17 protein-coding genes are annotated in these 20,099 nt (G+C 70.5%); 6 read left to right on the top strand and 11 right to left on the bottom strand.

Features of this window, described 5'->3' with window-relative positions; all coding sequences use genetic code 11:
- Positions 1-92 precede the first annotated feature (92 nt).
- The 3 genes from glpD to ACFW0G_RS13065 are packed head-to-tail and all read right to left on the bottom strand — an operon-like array spanning position 93 to position 4,168.
- Complete coding sequence (gene glpD, locus ACFW0G_RS13055; protein ID WP_378325282.1) at positions 93-1,802, bottom strand: glycerol-3-phosphate dehydrogenase; 1,710 nt, start codon at positions 1,800-1,802, stop codon at positions 93-95.
- Positions 1,799-3,316 carry a glycerol kinase GlpK gene (glpK, locus tag ACFW0G_RS13060; protein WP_378325284.1) on the bottom strand — a complete coding sequence of 506 codons (1,518 nt, stop codon included), beginning with the start codon at positions 3,314-3,316 and terminating at the stop codon, positions 1,799-1,801. The genes glpD and glpK (ACFW0G_RS13060) overlap by 4 nt, the downstream gene beginning before the upstream one ends.
- Positions 3,317-3,343: 27 nt before the next feature.
- Positions 3,344-4,168 carry an MIP/aquaporin family protein gene (locus tag ACFW0G_RS13065; protein WP_378325286.1) on the bottom strand — a complete coding sequence of 275 codons (825 nt, stop codon included), beginning with the start codon at positions 4,166-4,168 and terminating at the stop codon, positions 3,344-3,346.
- A 154-nt stretch (positions 4,169-4,322) separates the two neighbouring features.
- Between ACFW0G_RS13065 and ACFW0G_RS13070 the strand changes: the two genes are divergently transcribed.
- From ACFW0G_RS13070 to ACFW0G_RS13090, 5 genes are all read left to right on the top strand, one after another.
- Complete coding sequence (locus ACFW0G_RS13070; RefSeq protein ID WP_378325288.1) at positions 4,323-5,090, top strand: IclR family transcriptional regulator; 768 nt, start codon at positions 4,323-4,325, stop codon at positions 5,088-5,090.
- A gap of 38 nt (positions 5,091-5,128) precedes the next feature.
- Positions 5,129-7,093, top strand: coding sequence for a glycerol kinase GlpK (gene glpK / locus ACFW0G_RS13075; RefSeq protein ID WP_378325289.1), 1,965 nt, complete (start codon positions 5,129-5,131; stop codon positions 7,091-7,093).
- A 196-nt stretch (positions 7,094-7,289) separates the two neighbouring features.
- Positions 7,290-7,616, top strand: a complete 327-nt coding sequence (locus ACFW0G_RS13080; protein ID WP_378325291.1) for a hypothetical protein — start codon at positions 7,290-7,292, stop codon at positions 7,614-7,616.
- A gap of 110 nt (positions 7,617-7,726) precedes the next feature.
- Positions 7,727-9,025 (top strand): DUF1800 family protein, encoded by a 1,299-nt coding sequence (locus tag ACFW0G_RS13085; protein WP_378325293.1) that lies wholly within the window; start codon positions 7,727-7,729, stop codon positions 9,023-9,025.
- Between the two features lie 6 nt (positions 9,026-9,031).
- Entirely contained in the window at positions 9,032-10,264 is a 1,233-nt protein-coding gene (locus tag ACFW0G_RS13090; RefSeq protein ID WP_378325295.1) for a DUF1501 domain-containing protein, read from the top strand.
- Positions 10,265-10,566: 302 nt separating this feature from the next.
- Here the strand turns inward: ACFW0G_RS13090 and ACFW0G_RS13095 are convergent, their stop codons facing one another.
- Positions 10,567-11,877, bottom strand: coding sequence for a sensor histidine kinase (locus ACFW0G_RS13095; RefSeq protein WP_378325296.1), 1,311 nt, complete (start codon positions 11,875-11,877; stop codon positions 10,567-10,569).
- A complete protein-coding gene (locus tag ACFW0G_RS13100; RefSeq protein WP_378325297.1) occupies positions 11,877-12,551 on the bottom strand; it encodes a response regulator transcription factor in 675 nt (224 codons plus the stop codon). The genes ACFW0G_RS13095 and ACFW0G_RS13100 overlap by 1 nt, the downstream gene beginning before the upstream one ends.
- Positions 12,552-12,651: 100 nt before the next feature.
- On the opposite strand from ACFW0G_RS13100, the gene ACFW0G_RS13105 reads away from it, so the two are divergent.
- Entirely contained in the window at positions 12,652-14,187 is a 1,536-nt protein-coding gene (locus tag ACFW0G_RS13105; RefSeq protein ID WP_378325299.1) for a CehA/McbA family metallohydrolase, read from the top strand.
- Between the two features lie 69 nt (positions 14,188-14,256).
- Here the strand turns inward: ACFW0G_RS13105 and ACFW0G_RS13110 are convergent, their stop codons facing one another.
- Genes ACFW0G_RS13110 through ACFW0G_RS13135 form a run of 6 tightly spaced genes read right to left on the bottom strand, consistent with a single transcriptional unit; the run spans position 14,257 to position 20,099 of the window.
- Positions 14,257-15,090: an alpha/beta fold hydrolase gene (locus tag ACFW0G_RS13110; protein WP_378325300.1), complete on the bottom strand. Its 834-nt coding sequence runs from the start codon at positions 15,088-15,090 to the stop codon at positions 14,257-14,259.
- A 13-nt stretch (positions 15,091-15,103) separates the two neighbouring features.
- Entirely contained in the window at positions 15,104-15,748 is a 645-nt protein-coding gene (locus tag ACFW0G_RS13115) for an isochorismatase family protein (protein ID WP_378325301.1), read from the bottom strand.
- Positions 15,741-16,382, bottom strand: coding sequence for an SRPBCC family protein (locus ACFW0G_RS13120; RefSeq protein ID WP_378325302.1), 642 nt, complete (start codon positions 16,380-16,382; stop codon positions 15,741-15,743). Before ACFW0G_RS13120 ends, ACFW0G_RS13115 begins: the two co-directional genes overlap by 8 nt.
- The gene (locus ACFW0G_RS13125; protein ID WP_378325303.1) at positions 16,379-16,882 is read right to left on the bottom strand and encodes a (2Fe-2S)-binding protein; all 504 of its coding nucleotides are present in this window, start codon (positions 16,880-16,882) and stop codon (positions 16,379-16,381) included. The genes ACFW0G_RS13120 and ACFW0G_RS13125 overlap by 4 nt, the downstream gene beginning before the upstream one ends.
- A complete protein-coding gene (locus tag ACFW0G_RS13130; RefSeq protein WP_378325304.1) occupies positions 16,879-19,239 on the bottom strand; it encodes a xanthine dehydrogenase family protein molybdopterin-binding subunit in 2,361 nt (786 codons plus the stop codon). Before ACFW0G_RS13130 ends, ACFW0G_RS13125 begins: the two co-directional genes overlap by 4 nt.
- Entirely contained in the window at positions 19,236-20,099 is an 864-nt protein-coding gene (locus ACFW0G_RS13135; protein WP_378325305.1) for an FAD binding domain-containing protein, read from the bottom strand. The genes ACFW0G_RS13130 and ACFW0G_RS13135 overlap by 4 nt, the downstream gene beginning before the upstream one ends.

Genomic DNA, 20,099 nt, shown 5'->3' on the forward strand with positions numbered 1-20,099 from the left:
CTCTAGCCAACTGGAGGTCAAGCCCTGCCGTGAAGGACTCCTTACCGGCATTGGGAGCCGGGAAGGAGTCCTTCACGGACCGACTGCCAGTCTCAGCCGGGCAGCAGGGCGGGGGCGTCGAGCCGGGAGGCGTTGGCGGCGACGTCGTCGGGCTGGTCCTGTGCGGACAGTTCGGCCTTCACCCGCGCGAGGTAGTTGTCCACCTCGCGCTGCTGCCGCGCGGCGTCCCAGCCGAGCAGCGGCGCGATGAGCGCGGCCACCTCGGGGGCGGCGGTGACCCCGCGGTCGGTGACCTCGATGGAGATCCGGGTGCGGCGGGTGAGGACGTCTTCGAGGTGCAGCGCGCCCTCGTGCGACGCCGCGTACACGGCTTCGGCCTTGAGGTACTCCTCGGCGCCCGGGATCGGCTCACCGAGTTCGGGCCGCTTGTCGATCATCGCGAGGAGGTCGGTGATCCTGGTCCCGTAGCGCCCGAGGAGGTGCTCGGCGCGCTCCACCGGCAGCCCGAGCGTCGCCCGGTCCCGCCACAGCTCGTGGTAGCCCTCGGCGCCGACGATCGGCAGCCGGTCGGTCCAGGACGGCGGGGCGGGCTTGGCGACGTCCTCCATCGCGACGTCCACCGCGTCCGCGGCCATCACCCGGTACGTCGTGTACTTCCCGCCCGCGATGATCACCAGGCCCGGCACCGGATGCGCGACCGCGTGCTCACGCGACAGCTTCGTCGTGGCAGCGGCTTTCGCGGCCAGCAGCGGACGAAGCCCGGCGTACACGCCTTCGATGTCGTCATGCGTGATCGGCGTGCGCAGCACCGCGTTGAGGTGGTCGAGCACGTAGTCGACGTCGGCGCGGCTGGCGGCCGGATGATCGCGGTCCAGCTCCCATTCGGTGTCGGTGGTGCCGACGATCCAGTGCCTGCCCCACGGGATCACGAACAGGACGCTCTTCTCGGTCCGCAGGATCAGGCCGGTGTCGAGGTCGATCTTCTCGCGCGGCACCACGAGGTGGACGCCCTTCGACGCCCGCACGGTGAACGGCGCGGGAATGCCCGCGGCCTTCGACATGTCGTCGCTCCACACGCCGGTGGCGGCGATGACCGTCTTCGCCCGCACCTCGATCTCGGCGCCGCTCTCCAGATCGACCACCTTCGCGCCGACGACCCGGCCGCCCTCGCGCAGCAGCTCGGTCATCCGGGTCCGGGTGAGCACCGAGGCACCCTGCTCGGCAGCGGTCCGCGCGATCATCATCGTGTGCCGCGCGTCGTCGACCTGCGCGTCGTAGTACTGGATGGCGCCGATCAACGCGTCGTCGGCCAGGCCGGGCGCGACCTCGAACGCGCGACGCCGCGAAAGGTGCCGGTGGCGGGGGAGCGCCCGCGCTCCGCCTAGCGTGTCGTACAGCGTCACCCCGGCGCCGATGTACCCGCGTTCCCAGACGCGGTGCTGCAGCGGCACCAGGAACTTGACCGGGCGGACCAGATGCGGGGCCAGCTTCTGGAGCAGCAGCCCGCGTTCCTTGAGTGCCTCGCGCACCAGCTTGAAGTCGAGTTGTTCGAGATAGCGCAGTCCGCCGTGGATCAGCTTGCTGGACCGGCTGGACGTCCCGGCCGCGAAGTCGCGGGCCTCGACGAGCGCGACCGAAAGCCCGCGCGACGCGGCGTCGAGCGCGATGCCCGCACCGGTCACACCCCCGCCGACGACCAGCACGTCCAGTTCGTGCTTGCCGATCTTCCGCAGGGATTCCGCGCGGTACAACGGGGACAGGGGAAGTGATGACACGGTGGTTCTCCTCGGATCGTGGTTCATTGGACGTCGACCCAGTCGAGCGTGCGGCCGACGGCCTTCTGCCAGCCGGCGTAGCCCTGGGAACGCTGCTCGGCCGTCCACGACGGCTGCCAGCGCTTGTCCTCGTTCCAGTTCTGTTCGAGCTCGTCGGTCGACCGCCAGAACCCGACGGCCAGCCCGGCCGCGTAGGCGGCGCCGAGCGCGGTGGTCTCGGCGACGACCGGCTTCGAGACCGGCACGCCGAGGATGTCGGCCTGCAGCTGCATGCACAGCTCGTTCGCGGTGACACCACCGTCCACACGCAACACGTCGAGCTTGACGCCGGAGTCGTTCTCCATCGCCTCGACGACGTCGCGGCTCTGGTAGCAAATGGACTCCAGCGTCGCGCGCGCCAGATGCGCGTTGGTGGTCGCGCGGGTCAGCCCGACGATGGCGCCGCGCGCGTCGGAACGCCAGTACGGCGCGAAAAGCCCGGAGAAGGCCGGGACGAAGTAGATCCCGCCGTTGTCGGCGACCTCGCGGGCCAGCGCCTCGCTTTGCGACGCGCCGCTGATGATGCCGAGCTGGTCCCGCAGCCACTGCACGGCCGACCCGGTGACCGCGATCGAACCCTCCAGCGCGTACACCGGCTTGTCGTTGCCGAACTGGTAGCACAACGTCGTGAGCAGCCCGTGCTTCGAGCGGACCAGCTCGTGTCCGGTGTTGAGCAGCAGGAAGTTGCCGGTGCCGTAGGTGTTCTTGGCCTCGCCGGGCCGGAAACAGACCTGGCCGACGGTGGCCGCCTGCTGGTCGCCGAGGTCACCGGCGATCGGGACCTCACCGCCGAGCGGGCCGTCGGCACGCGTGGTACCGAAGAAACCGGGGTTCGACGACGGCTTGATCTCCGGCAGCATCCGGCGCGGAATGTCGAAAAAGGACAGCAGCTCGTCGTCCCAGTCCAGCGTTTCCAGATCCATCAGCATGGTGCGGCTGGCGTTGGTCGGATCGGTGACGTGCACGCCGCCGTCGGTCCCGCCGGTGAGGTTCCACAGCAGCCAGCTGTCGGTGGTGCCGAACAACGCGTCGCCGCGCTCGGCGTCCGCGCGCACGCCTTCGACGTTCTCCAGGATCCACTGGAGCTTGCCGCCGGAGAAGTACGTCGCCGGAGGCAGCCCGGCCTTGCGGCGGATGACGTCGCCCTTGCCCTCGCGCTCCAGAGCGGACGCGATCCGGTCGGTGCGGGTGTCCTGCCAGACGATCGCGTTGCAGTACGGACGGCCGGTCCGGCGGTTCCACACCACCGTCGTTTCGCGCTGGTTGATGATGCCGAGCGCGGCGAGATCGCTCGCGGCGAGGTTCGCCTTCGTCAGCGCGGACGCGATGACCGCGCGGGTGCGCTCCCAGATCTCGGTGGGGTTGTGCTCGACCCAGCCCGGCCGGGGCAGGATCTGCTCGTGTTCGAGCTGGTGGCGGGCGATTTCGTTGCCGCCGTGGTCGAAGATCATGAAGCGCGTGCTCGTGGTGCCCTGGTCCACGGCTCCGACGAAATCAGGCATGGGTGAACTCCTTTGTGGACTCAGGACTCAGGCGACGGGTTCGGCGTCTTTGGCGGGCGAGGGCACGGTGTCCAGCTCGTCACCGGGCAGGAAGCGCTCGACGACGTACTTGTAGATCGCCGCGCCGATCAGCGCGCCGATGATCGGCGCCACGATCGGGATCCACCAGTAGGGGTAGCCGTACTGGTCGGTGAAAGCGGTGTCGTAGCCGGTGAGCCAGGAGGCGAGCCGCGGGCCGAAGTCACGGGCCGGGTTGATCGCGTAGCCGGCGTTGGTGCCCCAGGCCATGCCGATCCCGACGACGGCGAAGCCGACGATCAGCGGCGCCATGTTCGCGGCGGGCGCGGTATTGCGCAGGTCCGTGATGGCGAAGATGAGCAGCGCGAGGATCGCGGTGCCGATGATCTGGTCGCGGAAGGCACCCCAGTCACTTACCGGGAGCGTGCCGTTACCCGGCAGCGTCGAGAACACTCCCTGGGTCTTGATCGTCAGCCCGGGGTCCTTCGCGTTCAGGACCTCGGTGTAGTTCCAGCGCACGAGCAGCGCCGCGACGAACGCGCCCGCCGTCTGCGCCAGCGCGTAGGGCGCGACCTTGCGCCAGGAGAATCCCTTGAACACCGCGAGCGCGATCGTCACGGCGGGATTGAGGTGAGCGCCGCTGATCCGGGACGCGACGTACACGCCCAGCGTCACGCCGAGGCCCCACGCCCAGGCGATGCTGTCGTGATCTACGATACCCCCGGCGACGACCTGCGCCACCACCCCGCAGCCGAACAGGATGAGGATCATCGTCCCGACGAACTCCGCGGCGAGCTCGCCGGTCAGCCCCCGGGCCTTGAGGTTTCGCACCATTGCTTCCTCCACTTAGGACACCGGCTCCCTTGCCGGTGCCGCGACGTTAAATTCGTGAAAACACGGGGTCAACGAGGTCGGGTCGGCATTGTCGAACGACACGCCCGGGGGTTCGACATTGTCGAATCGGCGCTGGTCGGGTTAGGGTCGCGCCGTGCCAGGTCCCATCCAGTCCATCGAGCGCGCCGCCGCGATCCTCCGGTTGCTGGCGCGCGGTTCCGGCCGTCTCGGCGTCGGCGAGATCGCCGATTCACTGGAGCTGGCCAAGGGAACCGCGCACGGCATCCTGCGCACGCTGCAGGGCGTCGGCTTCGTCGAACAGGACCGCGACAGCGGCAAGTACCAGCTCGGCGCCGCGCTGCTGCACCTGGGCACGAGCTACCTCGACGTCAACGAACTGCGCTCGCGGGCCATCAACTGGGCGGACGCGCTCGCCGCGCGCAGCGGGGAAACCGTGCGCATCGGCGCGCCGCTGGAGGGCAGGGTTTTGGTGGTACACCATGTCTTCCGGCCCGACGATTCGTTGCAGAGCCTCGACGTCGGGACATTGCTGCCGCTGCACGCCACGGCGCTCGGCAAGGTCCTGCTGGCCTACGACGTGACTCTCGTGGCATCGTTGCGCGGCGGCGAGCAGGAGGCCTACACCCGGCGGACGCTGACCTCGCCGACCGCGATCAAGCGCGCGTGCGCCAAAGTCCGCGAAACGGGCTGGGCGAGCGAGCGCGGCGAGCTGACGCCTGACGAGGCGGGGATCGCCGCGCCGATCCGCGGGCACGGCGGCATCGTGGTCGGCACGATCGGGGTTTCCGGCACGGTGGAACGGATCTGCGAGCCCGACGGCAGCCCGAACGCGCGGTTGCTCGGTCACGTGCGTGACGCCGCGCGCGCTGTGTCCCGTGATCTCGAAACCTCGCGGCACTGAACGGCACTGAGCGGCACGGTACTGACGGAGCGGAGATCATGGTCCAGCGGTTCGTGATGTCGATCGACCAGGGCACGACGTCGACGCGGTGCATCCTGTTCGACGCGCGCGGACGGCTGGTCTCGGTCGTGCAGCGCGAGCACCAGCAGCACTTCCCGCGTCCGGGCTGGGTCGAGCACGACGCCGTCGAGATCTGGAAGAACCTCGGGCGGATCGTCCCCCAGGCCCTGGCACAGGCGGGGGCGAGCGCGGAGCAGGTGGTCGGGCTCGGCATCGCCAACCAGCGCGAGACGACGGTGGTGTGGGACCGGCACACCGGGGCGCCCGTGGGCAGGGCGATCGTCTGGCAGGACACCCGCACCGACCGGATGCTCGAACATCTCGCACGCGAACCGGCCGCCCGGCGCGTCCGGCAGCTGTGCGGGCTGCCGCTGGCGACCTACTTCTCGGCGCCGCGTGTCCGCTGGCTGCTGGAAGAGATCCCCGGCCTGCGCGAGCGCGCCGAACGCGGCGACGTCCTGTTCGGCACGATGGAGAGCTGGCTGATCTGGAACCTGACCGGCGGGCCCGAGGGCGGCGTGCACGTCACCGACGTCACCAACGCCAGCCGTACCATGCTGATGAACATCCGCACGCTGGACTGGGACGACGAACTGCTGGACTTCTTCGACGTCCCGAAGGCGATGCTGCCGGAGATCCGGTCGTCCACCGAGGTCTACGGCACCACCACCCGGGTGGTGCCGGGAATCCGTATCGCGGCGGCGCTCGGCGATCAGCAGGCGGCGTTGTTCGGCCAGACCTGTTTCGCGCCGGGCGAGGCGAAATGCACCTACGGGACCGGCAGTTTCCTGCTGCTCAACACCGGGGATACGCCGGTGCTCTCGACCCACGGCATGCTCACCACGGTCGGGTTCAAGATCGGCGACGAGCCCGCGGTGTACGCGCTGGAGGGCTCCATCGCGGTCACCGGTTCGCTGGTGCAGTGGTTCCGTGACGGCCTCGAACTCATCGGCAGCGCCCCGGAGATCGAGACGCTCGCCAGGACCGTCGAGGACAACGGCGGCTGCTACATCGTGCCCGCGTTCTCCGGATTGTTCGCACCGCATTGGCACAGCGAGGCGCGCGGGGTGATCGCCGGGCTGACCTCGTACATCACGAAGGGTCATCTCGCCAGGGCCGTGCTGGAGGCCACCGGCTGGCAGACCCGCGAGGTCGTCGACGCGATGAACGCCGACTCCGGCCTGGCGCTTTCGACGCTCAAAGTGGACGGTGGGATGACCGCGGACAACCTGCTCATGCAGTTCGTCGCGGACGTGCTCGACGTGCCCGTGGTGCGCCCGATGGTGGCGGAGACGGTGTCGCTCGGCGCGGCTTACGCGGCCGGGTTGTCCGTAGGGTACTGGCCGGATCTGGAAGGCCTGCGACGCAACTGGCACCGGGCGGGCCAGTGGCTGCCCTCGATGGACCCCGGCCGGCGGGACACCGAATACGCGCACTGGCGGCAGGCCGTCGAGCTGACCTTCGGCTGGATGCGACCGGCGGAGACGCCGACTACGCCCGGGTCCGACCTGGTCGAGGTCGTCCTCAGCGACCACCGGAGGCTCGAGCAACTGTGCCGCGAGCTGCGCAACCATGAGGCCGACCGGGAGACCTCGCGCGCCGAACTGTCGGCCTTGCTCGTCGCGCACGCGACCGCCACCGAGCGCGTGGTTCACCCGTCCGGACAGGACGGTGCCTTCGGCGAGGAGCTCCTCGCAGTGCTGGAGGCCGACCCGCTCGACGGCGACGAGTTCGACAAGGCGCTGATCGGCCTGGAGTCCGTCGTGGACGCCCATGTCCGGGGCGAGGAGCGCGGGCTGCTCAACGAACTCCGGCGGACACTGTCCCTTTCGGACCGCACCGCGCTGGGCCGGGCCTTCACCGGCGAGCGCCGCAGGCAACTCGACCTCGGCTGTGGCACCCTCGCCCACGTCAGGGAGAACGCCGCGCGGCTGCGCCTCTGACCGGTGTCCGACAGCGACCACCCGTGGCCCCGCCTCACCCACTACTGTCCGCCTGGCCCCGCCACTCCCTCAATCGGAGCAGCGCGGGTGACACGGTGCGATTGTTGTTCACTTACCCGGTTAATTGCCGTTAATTCGTGGCGATACGTACGCTCGTTCCCGAAATGGTTTAGTCCTTCGAGACAGGAGAACTGCCGTGCGAAAACGGATGGCGGCCCTTGTTCTGACAATTGTCGCGCTGACTTTCCTGGTCGGGGCGCCCGCATCGGCCGCCGAGAGCAGCCGTCCGCCGCGCTCCTGCGCCGCGGCGGAATACAGCGTCCTGTTCGGTGAAGGCATAGTCGTGCGCTGTTTCCCGCCTTACCCGGGCTACACCTATCGGGCCGTCGCGCACTGTTTCGCCGGGAATGTGTTCTGGACGACGGTCGGGTACTGGGTGCCGTTCGGCCCGTCCTCGGCCGAGTGTGTCGGCGGATTGCTCACGCCCGCTTCGGTGGTCGGATACGACGTCGACGTGCTCTGACCGGTCTGGGCGTACCCGCCTCGTCACCGACGGTGCCCGCCGCCTGAAGATCTGCTTAAGGAGGACACCGGAAGCTCGCCGGACCGCGGAATCCGCAGGACGATCACCGCATGGCGGGTATTTCCGAACGAGCGGCGGTGCGCCGGCTCCATGACCGCTTCGGGTTCGGGCCGCGGCCCGGTGACCTGGACCGGGGCTTCGCCGAGACGGTGACGCGGCTGCTGACGCCGGGGGACGACCCTGGCGCGAAGGCAACACCGATCCCGCGACCGGGCCCGCCGCCGGACCGGCCGGGCAAGCAGGACAAGACCGGGAAGCAGGCGTACGCGAAGAGCCTTCAGGCGCAGGCCACCGCGGCGGCGATCTGGTGGCTCGACCGGATGGTCGCGGCCGATCTCGCCTCGGTCGAGCGCCTGACCTGGTTCTGGCACGGGCACTTCGCGACGAGCGAGCAGAAGGTCAAGAGCCCGGAGCTGATGCTCACGCAGAACCAGGCGCAGCGCACGCTCGGCATGGGCGGCTTCACCGCGCTGGCGCAGGCGATGATCGTCGACCCCGCGATGCTGCTGTGGCTGGACGGGAACAGCAACAAGGCGGGCAAGCCCAACGAGAACCTGGCCCGCGAGTTCATGGAGCTGTTCGCGCTCGGGGTCGGCCACTACAGCGAAAACGACGTCCGGGAGGCCGCGCGGGCGCTGACCGGCTGGGCGGCCAAGCGCGACACCACGACGGCGCAGTTCGTCGCGAAGCGGCACGACAACGCCGCGAAAACCGTCCTCGGCAGCACGGCGAACCTCGACGCGAGGTCCTTTGTGGACCTTGTACTGGCCAGACCGGAATCGGCGCCGTTCGTGGTGGGACGGCTGTGGTTCCGGCTCGTCTCGCCGACGCCGCCCCCTGCCGACGTGCTGAACCGCCTCGTCGCGGCCTACGGCGGCGCCCGGGACATCCGCGCGCTGCTCACCGCGATCGCCGCGGAACCCCTGTTCCGTGACAGCGCGACGTCGCTGGTGAAACAACCGGTGGAATGGCTTGCCGGGCTCATGCGCGCGCTCGGCGTCCGGCCGTCGAAACTGGACGACAAGGGGAAAACCCAGCTGCTGGCCGGGCTGCGCGGGATGGGCCAGGTCCCGTTCCAGCCACCGAGCGTGGGCGGCTGGGCGGCGGGTGGCGCCTGGCTGACGACGTCGGCCGGGGTGGCCCGGCTGCACCTGGCACAGCTGATCGTCCAGCATGCGGAGCTGGGCGCGGTCGCGAAGGCGTCCAACAAGCCCGCCGCGATCGGCGACCTGCTGGGTGTGGACGCCTGGTCGAACCGGACCCGCGCGGCGCTCGCCGGTGTCGGCGGCGACGTCAAGCAACTGTCCACTGTGGCCGCTTGTGCCCCCGAATACGTGGTGAGCGGGTAGATTCCGATGAACAAACTGACTCGGCGGAGGTTCCTGATCGCCTCCGGTGTCACCGCGGCGGGCGCGCTCGCGGCCGGGGCGACCCAGGTCGACTGGGCGGACCTCATGACCGCGGCACAGCAGACACCGCTCGACCCGAAGGCGGGCGTGCTCGTCGTGGTGACGCTCTACGGCGGCAACGACGGGCTGAACACCGTCGTGCCCGCGGGCGACAGCCGCTACCAGGACGCCCGGCCCGAGCTGGCGTACAAGCCCGAGGAGGTGCTCGACCTCGGCGAGGGACTCGGCCTGAACCCGGGGATGAAGGGCCTCAAAGGGCTTTGGGACAGCGAGGAACTCGCCATCGTGCGTGGGGTCGGCTACCCGAAACCGGACCACAGCCACTTCCGGTCGATGGCGATCTGGCAGACGGCGTCGCCGGAGACGTCGGTGCCGACCGGCTGGCTCGGCCGGTGGCTCGACACGTCGGGAGACGACCCGCTGCGCGCGGTGTCTGTCGAGCCCGTACTGCCCCCGCTGCTGGCCGGGGCGCAGACCGCGGCGGCTTCGCTGCCGGTCGGCGGGCTCGCCCTGCCGAAGGGAACGCTCGGAAAGTCGTTCGAGGGACTCGGCGCGGCACAGCCGGGCGAGGGATTCTGGCAGGCGAAGGCGGCGAAGTCGATCGGCGACCTGCACAACGCCGTCCGGGTGCTCGGTGGCGCGGTGCACCCCGCGGGCGGCGGGCGCCAGGTGGGCGGCGGGCAGCAGGCGAAGGGCAAGGGTGCCTTGGCGGCGCAGCTCGACGTCGTGGCCGGGCTGATCGAGGCGGGCGTGCCGACGCGCGCGTATTCGGTGTCACTGGGCGGTTTCGACACCCACGCCGACGAACGTGGCACCCAGCAGCGGCTGCTGACCGAACTCGACGGCGCGCTGACGCCGTTCGTGCAGCGGCTCGGGAAGACCGACCGCGGCAAGCAGGCGGTCGTGCTGGTGTACTCGGAGTTCGGCCGCCGGGTCGCGGCCAACGCGAGCGAGGGCACCGACCACGGCACCGCGGGCCCGGTCTTCGTGCTGGGCAACGGCGTCCGTGGCGGCTTCCATGGCACCGAGCCGAGTCTGTCCGATTTGGACAATGGCGACCTGAAGCAGAGCACGGATTTCCGCGACGTCTACGCGACGATGCTGGAGAAGGTGCTGGGCACCGACGCCGGGCGCGTCCTGCCAGGACACTCCGGCCGCGTCGACGGCCTCCTCGCCTGACTCCCCGGTGGCCGCCTCCGTATGTCGCGAACGCGTCGTTCAGGACGGTGAACGTCGGCAACGGAGCGTTCACGACAGGCCGGACGGCTCGCGGTCGGCGAAGCAGCATGTCGCGAACGACGCGTACGAGACGCTCATCGTCCCGAACGCGTCGTTCCGGACACCCCGAGGCCCCCTTGCCGAACAGCATAGGGGGAGGGACCGACGAAACCGGTCGAGAGCGGGCGGGCGGGGTCCGTGAAAGCCACCATCACAGCGCTGAGCGCCGGTAAGGGGGCCTTCACGGAGACGGCCAGCGCGCGTCAGGCCGGAGTGAGGCCGGTGAGGACGAAGACGGCACCGCCGCCAGGGGCCGCGTCGCAGCGCAGGTCGCCGCCGTGGGCGCGGGCGAAACCCCGGGCGATCGCCAGGCCGAGGCCGGAACCGCCGGCGCGGCGGTCACGGGCGTCGTCGAGCCGGACGAGCCGGTCGAAGATGCGTTCGCGGTCCGCCTCCGGAACGCCGGGACCGGTGTCGGACACCGCGAACCCGTCCGGCGCCACGGAAATCGTCAGCGTGCCGTGCCCGGCCATCGCCTGCAGGGCGTTGTCCACCAGGTTCGTCAGGATCTGGGTGAGCCGGTCGGCGTCGCCGAGCACCCGGGCGTCCGCGCCGCCGACGGTCACGGTGACGTCCGGGGCGAGCAGGCCCACCCGCTCCGCCTGGGCCTCGGCCAGCGGGAGCAGCGGCACCGGCGCGCGGCCGATCTCCGCGCCGGCGTCCAGCCGGGCCAGTTCCAGCAAGTCGTTGACGAGCTTCCCGGCTCGCCGCGATTCGCGGACGACCAGGAGCTGGAGACGCTCCCGCTGTTCGGGGTCGGCATCCGGGGGCAGCTGGAGGACGGCCTCGGCCGCGGCCTGGACTCCGGTGAGCGGGGTACGCAGCTCGTGGGCGGCGTCGGCGACGAACCGGCGCGTGCGCTCTTCCGAGGCCCTGGCCGTCCGCTCGGCGCCTTCGAGAGCGTCGAGCGCGGCGTCGAAGGCCGCCGCGGTGCGGCCCAGTTCGGTGGTGGTGCGCACCGGCGCCAGCCGCCCGCCCCGGCGGCCGGAGACGATCGACCGCGCCAGCCGCGTCATGGCGTCCAAAGGGGACAGTGCGAATCGGACACCGAGCAGCAGGGCGAGCGCAGTGACCAGCACCGCGACCAGTCCGGTGATCAGCAGGAGCCGCTGAAGCGTTCGCTCCGTCCCGGCCACGATCGAATCGTCGGCGGTCAGTGTCAGCTTGGCGCCGTTGATCTTCGCCGCACCGGACAACGTCGCCTTCACCTGGCGCAGCCGGGTCGTCGACGGCGGTTGCAGCGCCCCGTAAACGGCGCCGTCCGGCATGGCGAGCTGCCCGCGTACCCCGCGTGTCTCGACCCGCCGGAGCAGGTTCGGCGGGCTCAGGTTCTGCTTCGCCAGCTGCTGGGCCAGCTGGACGCGCGCGGCCAGCAACCCGTTGACGTCCTTTTCCGCCTGCGCGCGGAACACCGCGTTGACCACGAAGAAGACGATCACCAGCACCACCACGAGCACGGTGAGCGCGGTGACGGTGACCCTGCGGTACAACGACGCCGTGCGGAGCCCGCTCATCAGGAGTCCCCGCGCAGGATGTACCCCTGGCCGCGCACCGTGTGCAGCAGCCGTGGCCCGTGTGCCTCGAGTTTCTTGCGCAGCGTGCTGACGTTGACCTCGACGAGGTTCGCGGCGTAGTCCTCGTATCCCCATACGGCGGTGAGGATCTGTGTCTTCCCGACCACCCGGTCGCGGTGCGCGGCGAGATAGCCCAGCAGTTTCCACTCGGTCGCGGTGAGGTCGACCGGTTTTCCGCCGTAGTGCACCGTCCCGGCTTCGACGTCCACGACGAGATCGCCGATTTCGATGGCGGGCCGGGTCCGTCCGGTCCGCCGCAGCACCGCGCCCGCCCTGGCGACGAGTTCGGCCAGCACGAACGGCTTCACCACGTAGTCGTCCGCGCCTTCGTCGAAGCCGCGCAGCCGGTCCTCGACGCCGTCACGGGCGGTCAGCATCACCACTCCGGCCGCGGAACGGCGCCGGACGACGCCGAGCAGTGCGAACCCGTCGCGGCCGGGGAGCATCACGTCGAGAATCACCAGATCGGGGCGAAAACGGGCGAGTTCGGGTTCGAGTGCGGCCCCGTCGGCGAGCGCGCGCACGGAGAAGCCGGCCGCCGCCAACGCCGTCTCCACCGAGACCCGGATGGCTTCGGCGTCCTCGACCACAAGGATCCGTGGCTCACCTGACACCGGGGCAGCTTAACCCCGGGCCAGTGTTCACCCGTTGGTGGTTGAGCGGCCGCGTCGCAGTGACTTAGCGTCGAGCCCGAGCGGAAATGCGGAGGTACGCATGTCTACTGGGGACATCAGCAGGCGTTCGGTGTTGTGGGGCGGCGGCGCGGCGGCAGCGGGCGCGGCCATGGCGATGCTGCCGGGTGTGGCGTTCGCGGCGCAGGAAGCGGGCGGCGTCCCGGTGACGAAGACCGTCACAGGCACCTTCACCCCGGACATCCCGGACTGGTACTACCTTCCGGTCGACGTGCCGCGCGGGGTCGCCCGGATCGACGTCGTCTACTCCTACGACCGGCCGCAGGTACCCGGCGGCGTCCGCGGAAATGCCTGTGACATCGGCGTTTTCGGGCCGGAAGGGCACCAGCTGGGCAACGAGCGCGGCTTCCGCGGCTGGTCGGGCGGGTTCCGGGACCGGTTCTCGATCAGCGCGTCGGAGGCGACGCCGGGATACCTGCCGGGTCCGATCACCCCCGGTCGATGGCACGTCATCCTCGGCCCCTACACCGTCGCGCCGCAGGGTCTGAACTACCGGGTGGACATCACCCTGACCTTCGGCCCGCAAGGCACGCCGGTCAAGCCGCACCCCGCGCCGGAAACCGCGCCGGCCCGCCAGCGTGGCGCGTCCTGGTACCGCGGCGACAGCCACCTGCACACCGTGCACTCCGACGGCAGGCGCACGCCCGCCGAACTCGTGGCCGCCGCCCGCGCGGCGAAACTCGACTTCATCGTCTCCACCGAGCACAACACGCCGAGCGCGTCCCTGCAGTGGGGCGACCACGCGACGGACGACCTGCTGATCCTCAACGGCGAAGAGGTGACCACCCGCTCCGGGCACTGGCCCGCGATCGGCATCCCGGCCGGGAAATGGATCGACTGGCGGTATCGCGCGTCGGATCCGGTCGAGTTCCGCCGGTTCGTCGACCAGGTGCACCGCCACGGCGGGCTGGTGACCGCGGCGCATCCGTTCGCCAACTGCTTCGGCTGCACCTACGAGTACGCCTACGAACTGGCCGACCTCGTCGAGGTGTGGAACGGCCCGTGGACCGAGGACGACCAGGCCAGCGTCATCCACTGGGACGGCCTGCTGCGCGGCGGCCGCTGGATCCCGGCGATCGGCGACTCCGACGCGCACACCCCGGACCACACCGTCGGCCTGCCGCACACCGTGGTCCGCGCGGACAGCCTCGCCAGGAAGGACCTCCTGTCGGGGTTGAAGGCCGGACGCTCCTGGCTGGCGGAATCGGCCGACGTGTCCCTCGACTTCACGGCCGCCGCCGGATCACGCACCGCGGGCATCGGCGAGCGGCTGCCGGTCGGCATCGGCACGCCGGTCACCGTGAAGGCCGTCGTCGGCGGGGTGCCGGGCACGACGGTGACCTTTCTCGACCAGCTGGGCCCGGAACACACCGAAACCGTTCCCGCTTCCGGCACCGCCACGGTCACGTGGACCACTTACCCGCGTTACAGCCGCTGGGTGCGGGTCGAGGTGCGGCGCCCGTCCGGCGGCCCGAAGACGACGGTGCCGAACGCCATGGTCGCGATGTCGAACCCGATCTTCCTTGGCCAAGACCGCTTCCCCCGCACGGAGAGCTGAAGGGGACGTTCGTCTCGTCGGATGAGCTGAAGGGGACTTTCCTCGCATGCCATGCGAGGAAAGTCCCCTTCAGCTCACAGCGGCCAGGGCGTCGAGGAGGAGGGCGAGCGCGGGGCGCGGGTTGTCCCAGAAGACCATGTGCCCGGCGTCGGGGACCTCGAACAGCCGCGCCGACGGATTCGACGCGGCCAGCTCGCGGACGCCTTCGGGCGGGACGACGGGGCTGTCCGCGCCGTGCAGCAGCGCGACCGGCGCGGGAACCGAGGGCCAGACGGTGAAGAAGTCGTCGGTCTCGAAACCCCGGTGTGTTGCCGCGATCGCCTCGGCGTCGCAGCTGGCGAGCCACCGCGCACGCAGTTCCTGTTCCCGGTGCGGCCAGCGTGGCCAGGACAGTGCGACCTCGTCCGCGGTGGTGCCCCGCCGGGCCTGCGCGAGTTGCTCGTCGAACACGGCCAGCGACGTCGGATAGGGGCCACGATCCGGGCCCGACAGCGGCGGGTCGACGAGGACACTTCCGCGCAGGGGCAAGGATTTCCGCGCGGCGGTCACCGCGGCGATCCGCGCGCCCATGGAGTGGCCGAGCAACACCGGGCGATCGAGGCCGAGCGTGGTGACGACGGCTTCGGTGTCGTCGGCGTAGTTGTCCACTGTGTACGCCGGGGCGGAGTCGGAGAGCCCGCGGCCCCGGACATCGACGACGATCGGGCGAGCCACGGACGTCAGCTCCCGCGCGACGAAATCCATCGTGATCGCCGGGCTGGTGATGCCGGGCAGCACCACGAGCGGGACGCCGTCGCCACCGTAGTCCAGCACGTGCAGCCGCAGCCCGCCGGAGCGGACCCAGCGGCTGAGCGCCGGGACGTCGGCGAGATCGGCGAGGGCGGGCTGGCTGAGCGTACGCATGCGAGGCTCCTGGTCAGGGGAGAGTGGTGAGATAGGCGAGCGCGTCGGACTGGTCGATGACGTCGCCGTATTTGGCCTGGATGTCGAACAACGCGGCGTCGTGCGGGCCCGAGGCGCGGTCGCCGACGCACGCGCGGGGGACGAGCACGCCGAAACCGGACTGCACGGCGTCGACGGCGGTCGCGCGCACGCACCCGCTGGTCGTCGCGCCGCACACCAGGACGGTGTCGCGGCCGAGACCGGTCAGCAACGCGGCGAGCCCGGTGCCGAAGAACGCCGACGCGCCTTTCTTGAGGATCAGGTGATCCTCGGGAACGCGAGGGAGCCGAGGGTCGAGCGCGACCGCCTCGCTGCCTTCGCGCAGCGAGCGCATCCCGGGCGCCTTGTGCAGCCATGTCACCGCGTCACCGTCGGCCTCGGCCGGGGTGTAGCTGATCGCGGTGAAGACTACCGGGACGTCCCGCGAACGCGCGGCCTCGATCAGCGCGCCGGTCGACGCGACGACGTCGGTGAGGTCCGCCCCGGTCGGGAACTCCGGTTCGGTGAATCCCCGGGTCAGATCCACGACGACGAGCGCGGGACGGCTGCCCCGCCGCACCTCGGTGCCGAAACCCGCGCGTTCGTAGGTGTCCAGTGTGGACTGTCCATAGTCACCCACGGCGCTTCAGCTCCTTCGACTGCGCGCGCAGCTTTCCGAGCAGCCAGCCCTGGAAGAGGCCGACGGCGAAAGCGCCGATCACCGGCGCGTACTTGGCGGCAGGTCCGAGCACCAGGGCCAGACCGTCCAATTCGGACTGGACGGCCGCCGCCGACGGCGAGGCGGTGGCGGACGGGGGAGCGGCGGGGCGCGCGGGATCGAGCAGGCCCGCCAGGTTGCCCGCGAACTGGCCGAGCAGCTTCCCCGCCACCGCGCCGATCGCGCCCTTGCCGAACTGCGCGATCTTGCCGCGGATCAGCAGATCCGTGGTCAGCCGCAGCACCGCGCCGTCCGGCGACTCGGCCACCGTGACCTCGACCTGTGCTTCGGCGTCCCCGCTGCCGTGGACGTCGTTGCCCGCGGCCTGCAGCCGCAGGTACCGGCGCCGCTCGTCGACCTCGAGAAACCGCACGGTGCCCTGGTAGGCGGCGGAAATCGGGCCGACCTTGACCTGCACACGGCCGCGGTGCGTGTCGCCGTCGCTGCCCTCGATCGCCGCGCCCGGCAGGCACGGGACGATGCGCCCGACGTCGGTGAGCGCGGCGAACACCGCCTCCGGCGGGGCCGCGACGGCGACTTCGTGGTCCAGGATCATCGGGTGCTCCCTTCCGGCGCGAGCCGGGCCCGGCGGCGGGCCGCGCAGTCGTCGATCGCTTCCACGATCGTCTGGTATCCGGTGCAGCGGCAGAGGTTCGACGCCACGGTCTCGCGGATCTCCGCCTTGCCTGCCTCCGGCTTTTCGGCGAGCAGTCCCTCGGCGAGCATGAGGAAACCGGGCGTGCAGAATCCGCACTGCAGGCCGTGGTGCTCGGCGAACGACCGCTGCAGATCGTTCAGTTCCCCGTCCACCGCGAGGGATTCGACCGTCCGCACGGCGCGACCCTCGGCCTGCACCGCGAAGACGAGACAGGCCCGCACCGGCGCTCCGTCGAGCAGCACCGTGCAGGCACCGCACACGCCGTGCTCGCAGCCGACGTGCGTGCCGGTCAGCTCTAGGTCGTGCCGCAGGACGTCGACGAGCGTGCGCCGCGCGTCCACGAGCAGCTCGTGTTCGGCGTCGTTCACCGTCAACGTGATCAGGTAGCGCTCACTCATCGGTTTCCTCGCAAAGCCCGGTGCACGGTTTCCGGGGTGATCGGGGTGTTGTCGAGTTCGACGCCCGTGCCGCGCAGGGCGTCGTTGACGGCGTTGAGCACGGCCGCCGGCGCGCCGATCGTGCCGCCCTCGCCCGCGCCCTTGGCACCGTTGCGGGTGAACGCGCACGGCGTTTCCAGATGATGCACGCTGATGTCCGGCATCTCCGCGGCCGTGGGCACCTGGTAGTCGATGAAGCTCGCGCACGACGGCTCGCCGTTGGCGTCGTAGGTGACCTCCTCGAACAACGCCCCGGCGATGCCCTGCGCGATCCCGCCGCGTGCCTGGCCGTCCACGATCTGCGGATTGATCGCGACGCCACAGTCCTCGACACACACGTACCGCAGGATCTCGACCCGCCCGGTACCCGGACGCAGCTCGACGACCACGCCGTGCGTCGCGTTGGAGAACGTCCCGTCCCCGGCGACGTCGAACGAGGCCGTCGCGGACAGCCCGGGGTCGGCCTCCTTCGGTAGCAGATGTGCCTTGAGGTACGCGACGTCGGCGATGTCCGCAAAGGACAGTCGCCGCGACGGATCCGACCGCAGCCGCACGAAACCGTGGTCCAGCCCGACGTCTTCGGGCTGTGCCTGGAGCAGATGCGCGCCGAGCAGCAGCAGTTTGTCGCCGAGCTTCGTGGCCGCGAGCGCGACCGCGCTGCCGCCGATGGTGATCGACCGGCTGGCGAAGGTGCCCCAGCCGTAGGTGATCCGGTCGGTGTCGCCCTGTACGATCTGCACGCGGTCGAATTCGAGGCCGAGTTCGTCGGCGACGATCTGCGCCATCGTCGTCTCGTGGCTCTGCCCGTGGCTCATCGTCCCGCTGGTCACCACGACCGAACCGGTGGTGTCCATCCGGATCTCGGCGATGTCGTAGCCGGGCACCACGGTCATCTTGCGTTTGGCGAACGCGTCGGAGCCGTAGCCGGTGCGCTCGCTGAAACACGCGTAGCCGATGCCGAGCACACGATCCGAGGACGAGCGGTGGTCGTACCAGCCCTCGTCGCGCAGGATCTTCTCGCAGAGGTTCAAAGATTCCACATAGGACCCGGGGTCATAGGTGATCAGATTGACGCCGGTGTACGGGAATCGCGTGATCACGTTGCGGCGCCGGATCTCCACCGGGTCGAGGCCGAGTTCCCGGGCGGCGCGTTCGAAGAGCCGCTCCATCACCATCACGTACTGCGGCCTGCTGACGCCGCGATACGGTGCTGTCGGCGCCTTGTTCGTCGTCACCGCCCTCGCGCGGACCCGATAGGCCGGGACCTGGTAGACGCCGGGCATCTCGGCCGAAGCCATCAACGGTTCGATGCCCGCGGTGAACGGATAGCACGAGTACGCGCCCATGTCGCACACGATCTCGACGTCGAGGCCGAGGATGCGGCCTTCGGCGTCGAACGCCGCCCGCGCGTCGTAGCGCTGCTCACGGGCCAGGAACGACGCGGTGAGCGCGTCCTTGCGATCCTCGATCCACTTCACCGTGCGGCCGAGCCGCAACGCGGCCGCCGCGGCGGCGATCTCCTCGCGGCCCACCACGCATTTCTGGCCGAACCCGCCACCCATGTCGGGCACCATCACCCGCACGGTCCGTTCGTCGCGCCCGAGGCAGGACGCCAGCACCGTGCGGACCTGGTGCGGGACCTGCGTACAGGTGTGCACCACGAGCTGCCCGGCCCGGTCGTCCCACGCCGCGACTGCGCCGCGGGTTTCCAGCGGAAGCGCGTTCTGGCGTCCGGTTTTGGCCTGCACCCGGACGACCTGGTGTGCCGTGGCGAAGACGTCGTCGATGCCTTCGGTGGCGAACATCGAGACGTCCACGAGCGTGTTCGCGGTGGCTTCGTCGTGCACAAGGGGAGCACCGGGAGAAAGCGCTTGCTCGTCCGACACCACCGGCGTGCCGGGATCGTAGACGACCTTGGCCGCCTCCAGCCCGTCCTCGACGGCGTAAGGATCTTCGGCCACGATGACGGCGATCGGCTCGCCGACGTACCGCACCCGGTCACGCGCGAGCACCGGCATCGCGGTCGGCACGAACTCCTCGCGCGGCCGGTCCAGCACCGCGGTGATGTCGCCGAGGCCGAGGTCGGCGGCGGTGAACGCGGCCACGACGCCGGGGACGTCGCGCACGGCGTCGAGATCCACCGACACGATCGAGCCGGACGCGATCGTGCTGCGGACGAACTGCGCGTGCAGCATCCGCGGCAGGTGCAGATCGTCGACGAACCGGCCCCGGCCGGACAGCAGCCGCGGATCCTCCTTGCGGCGCACCGAGGCGCCGACCCATTTCCCGGCCGCGGTGAACGTCGGCTCCGCGGTCATCGGGACGCCGCCTTCGCACAGGCGGCGGTCACCAGTTCACGGGTGAGTGCACGGCGGTAGTCCGCGCTGCCATTGGCGTCCGAAGGCGGATCGATCGCCTCCGCCGCGGCCTCGGCACACCGTTCGAACAGCTCCGGCCCGGCGGGACCGCCCTCGGCCAGCGCTGCCTCAGCTGCCGCGCTGCGGCGGGGCACCTCGGCGACGCCGCCCAGCACGATACGTCCACTGTGGACTTCACCGTCGGACATCTCCAGCGACACCGCGGCCGCGACCGTCGCGAAATCCCCGTGGCGCCGGGCGAATTCGGTGATTGCCGCGTGTGGGGCGCGATGCGGGAAGATCACCTCGACGATGAGTTCGTCGTGGTCCAGCGTGGTGGTGAAGAACCCGAGGAACAGTTCGCCCGCTGGGATCACCCGCCGCCGTCCGGCGCTGTTCTCCGCGACGACGCGGGCATCGAGCAGTACCGTCAGCAGGCCCCACTCCGCGGTCGCGTCACCGTGCGCGAGACTCCCGCCGATCGTGCCGCGGGTGCGGATCGGCAGATGACCTAGCCAGCGCATCCCCTCCCGCAGCACCGCGAACCCCGGGCCGGTCACCGATTCCGGCGCGGTCTCGACGTCGTGGTGCGTGGTCAGCGCGCCGATGTGCAGCCCGTCGTCGGCGGTGCGCAGGTACCGCAGCTCGCGCAGGCCGCCGACGTCGACCAGATGCCGGGGCCGGGCGAGGCGGAAGTTCATCATCGGCACCAGGCTCTGGCCGCCGGCGATGACCTTGGCCTCGTCCCCGAGTTCGGCGAGGGATCGCGTCGCGCCCGGAACGTCCCGGGCGCGGTGGTAACTGAACGAAGCGGGCTTCAT

Origin of the sequence: Amycolatopsis sp. NPDC058986, assembly GCF_042741125.1 — a bacterium.
In the GTDB taxonomy this organism is placed as follows: Bacteria; Actinomycetota; Actinomycetes; order Mycobacteriales; family Pseudonocardiaceae; genus Amycolatopsis.